Origin of the sequence: uncultured Maritalea sp. (assembly GCF_937139385.1) — a bacterium.
GTDB lineage: Bacteria > Pseudomonadota > Alphaproteobacteria > Rhizobiales > Devosiaceae > Maritalea > Maritalea porphyrae_A.
The window spans coordinates 1-3,517 of sequence record NZ_CAKZPW010000131.1 but is presented as its reverse complement, the minus strand read 5'-3'; the positions used below and the strand labels follow the sequence as shown (position 1 = coordinate 3,517).

Genomic DNA, 3,517 nt, shown 5'->3' with positions numbered 1-3,517 from the left:
GATCTCCATGGCCCGCACTTTGGGGGCGCCAGATACCGTACCGGCGGGGAAACCCCCAGCGAGTGCATCAATGTTATCAAGGCCCGCCTTTAGCTTGCCCTCGACATTTGAGACAATGTGCATCACGTGGCTGTAATACTCGAGGAAGTAGCTGTCAGTGACTTCAACAGAACCAATTTCAGAAACACGGCCAACGTCGTTGCGGCCCAAATCGAGCAGCATCAAATGTTCTGCCAACTCTTTTGGATCCGAAAGCAATTCGTCAGCCATTTCGCGATCGCGTTCTGGCGTTGCGCCGCGTTTGCGGGTGCCAGCAATTGGGCGAATGGAAACTTTTTGGTCTTGCACCCGCACCAAAATCTCTGGACTTGAACCTGCGATGGCAAAGTCGGTAAAGTCCAAGAAGTACATATAAGGGCTTGGATTAGTGCGTCGAAGGGCGCGATAAAAAGCGACCGGGGGCAAGGTGAAGTCTGCAGTGAACCGCTGACTCAAAACAACCTGAAACACATCGCCAGCGCGAATATATTCCTTCGCTGTATCCACCATGCCAGCGAATTGTTCTTTTGTGGTGTTGCTTTCAAACTGAATGTTTGCTGTGTCAATTCGTTCTTTGGCCAGCGGTGCGGTGTTGGACAGTCTAGAGATTGCACCATCAAGACGCTCATGTGCAGCATCATATGCTTGGTCTGCGCTAACACCTTCTTTTGGACGTACCGGCGTTGCGAAATAGAGCTCGTCTTTGATCGTATCGAACACCGCCAAAAGAGAAGGGCGCATCAATAGCGCATCTGGTGCGCCAATTGTGTCTTCGTTTTCATCAGGCAAGTCTTCGATCTCGCGCACCATGTCGTACCCAAGATAGCCGAATATGCCCGCTGACATAGGCGGCAGGTCTTGCGGTATTTCAAGGGCTGAGCATTTGAGCAGTGAACGCAGCTCATCAAGGGGTGCGTCAGGCAAGGGCTCAAAACTGTCGGGCTCGAACTGTGGGTTTAAATTAACCGAGGCTTTGCCGCGCTGAATCTTGAACAACAGATCAGGTTCTAGCCCGATCATGGAGTAACGACCGCGTGTCGCACCACCATGAACGGATTCGAGTAGAAATGTGTTTTTGCGTCCTTGAGAGAGCTTTAGATATGCACCGACTGGTGTTTCAAGGTCGGCCACCACGCGACGCCACACCACTTGCGATTTGCTTTGATTGTAGATTTCAGCAAAGGCGGCATAGTGTGCGTCATGCATCTCAGTTCCCTATGGTTTGTTATTGTCCGGCCACATTGAGCGACAGGAGTTGATTAATTGCTGCTTGATTTACGTTGAAACCAAGATCATCGCGTTTTGCATTGATAAACTGCTGATAGGCATTATCGGCAAGCCCTGCGGCAATGCTATTTTGCATTTGTTCATCGATTTCTTGAGCCGAAGCGGCATTTAGCCATGTCACTTTGAAAATCACATGTTCGCCATCAGCTGTAAGGGCTGAACCAACGTAACCTTCACCACCTTGGAAAGCGGCTGAGGCAACTTCTCTTGAAATCTCGTCGTTACCGCCACGATTGAGGTTGATGGCTGTTTGAGTTTCAACCCCAGCAGTTGCGGCAACGGCTTCAAGTTCCTCGCCGCTTTTAAGCGCTGCAACAAGTTCCTCTGCCTTTGTTTCCAAAGCATCGCTTTTTTTGCCTTGCATCCAAGATGCCAAAACAAGGGGGCGCACTTCTTCAAGTGTTTGGTCACGTGCTTCCGTGATTTGGTTCAGGTCGAACCAAGCCATTGAATCTGCACTCAAAGCGATTGCAGGAAGTAGCTTATCCAATTCAGCTGACCCAATGACAGGAAGCAAACGCGCCGTTGCGCCAGAAGGCAGGCCATCAATGGCAGCAAATCCGCCACCCGAAGGTGTAACTTCTACGCTTTGCGCCGTTAGGCCGAGTTGCGCTGCAATCTCTTTAATTGGGGAAAGCGTTGCGCGAAGTTCTTCAATCTCATCGATTTTGTCGACGATAATCGCCTTTGCCTGACGTTCGGCTGCCGCTTGTGCGATTTGATCACGAATTTGGTACAGTGGTTGCGGACCACCTTCAACAATGTTGGAGACCAAAAGCGCAGTTGTGCCAGTTTCGCCAACAACAACCGTCAGTCCCTCATTTGCCATCGCAAATGCAGCATCACCAATGGCAGGATCTGCAACATCGGCCTGAGCAACTTGACCAAGATCGGTCACTTTATCGGCAAGGCCCATGTTGGCCAACAAACTTGCAAATTCAGGGCCATTGACGGAAAGGCCGCCCAACAATGCTGCTTGACCAGGATTATCAAGGGTAACTGTTTTAATGTTGCGGGTTTGTGGCGCAACAAATGACGCACCCGTTTTAGCGTACTCCGCCTCGATTTCAGCGTCTGAAACTGTAATCGTTTTGCCGAGTATTTCTGGGGTCAGGACCAATATGTCAATGTTGCGCACTTCTTCGGTGCGATAGAATTGCTGGTTTTCAACCAAATAGGTTGTTAGCTCTTCATCTGTTGGTGCGGCGATTTCGCCGAGCGCTGCTTCACTCAATGTGAAGAAGTCGATCGAGCGATTGTCGTTTTGGTAGCTGTTTGAGATTTCAAGGATGGTTTTTGGCGCGGTAATGCCACCAAATAGACCGTTTATGATCTGGCTGCGTTTAGCGTTGTCAGCTTGCGAGTTTACATATTCGCTTTCTGTGTAGCCGCTTTGACGCAGAATTTGGTTGAACCGTTGACGATCAAACAAACCAAGTGTGCTTGAAAAATTTGGATCATCGGCAACAAGTTTTGCAACCATTTCGTCGGATGCGCCAACGCCAAAGCTCTCAACGAGGTTATCAAGCGTTGCATTGCCTGCAAGCTGGGAGATCACTGAACCCGGAATGCCAAAGGCCGCTGCTTGCTCGGGCGTGGGCACTTGGCCGTATTGGCGTGCGAAATCGTTTAGCTGTCCGCGATAGGCGCGATCAAAGTCGACAGCGGATATAGACACATTGCCTACACGCGCGACATTTGTGCTCCCTAGATTTGTGAACACATTTGCGATACCGAAGAGGCCAAAGCTTAAGATCAACAAGCCCATCAGGATTTTGGCGACCCAAGTGTTTGAATAGCGTTTAAAGGTATCTAGCATTTCGCATCCGTTTATTATTATTGCCGAATTCCAGCTGAAGAATTCCCCAGCTTGGAGCGGCGCATAATAGACAGGGTGTGAAGAAAATCGCAAGAGACAGAATGGGCTGTTTTGGCTTAAGACTAATTTTATTTCGTGAGGGACCAACATGACACAAAAAATCACGCCGCTAATTGCTGGAAATTGGAAGATGAATGGGGATGCAGGCTCATTCTTGGAAGTGGAAGTGATCAAAGATCGTTTGGCCGCAAATGAAGTGAACGCACAAGTTGTGATTTGCCCGCCGGCAACGTTGCTACATCGGGTCAGCGTTGCTCTGCACGAAAGCGCAGCTAAAACAGGTGCGCAAAACTGCCACGCTGCGCCAAGTGG

3 protein-coding genes are annotated in these 3,517 nt (G+C 49.8%); 1 reads left to right on the top strand and 2 read right to left on the bottom strand.

What is annotated here, in order from left to right:
• Both Q0231_RS05435 and Q0231_RS05430 read right to left on the bottom strand, forming a co-directional pair.
• Positions 1 to 1,245: anthranilate synthase component I family protein (locus tag Q0231_RS05435; RefSeq protein WP_299346045.1), on the bottom strand; the 1,245-nt coding region annotated here is incomplete at its 3' end.
• 19 nt (positions 1,246 to 1,264) lie between these two features.
• Positions 1,265 to 3,145 (bottom strand): peptidylprolyl isomerase, encoded by a 1,881-nt coding sequence (locus Q0231_RS05430; RefSeq protein ID WP_299346042.1) that lies wholly within the window; start codon positions 3,143 to 3,145, stop codon positions 1,265 to 1,267.
• 148 nt (positions 3,146 to 3,293) lie between these two features.
• Here Q0231_RS05430 and Q0231_RS05425 point away from each other — a divergent pair.
• Positions 3,294 to 3,517 (top strand): triose-phosphate isomerase (locus Q0231_RS05425; protein ID WP_299346038.1); only part of this gene is annotated, 224 nt, incomplete at its 3' end.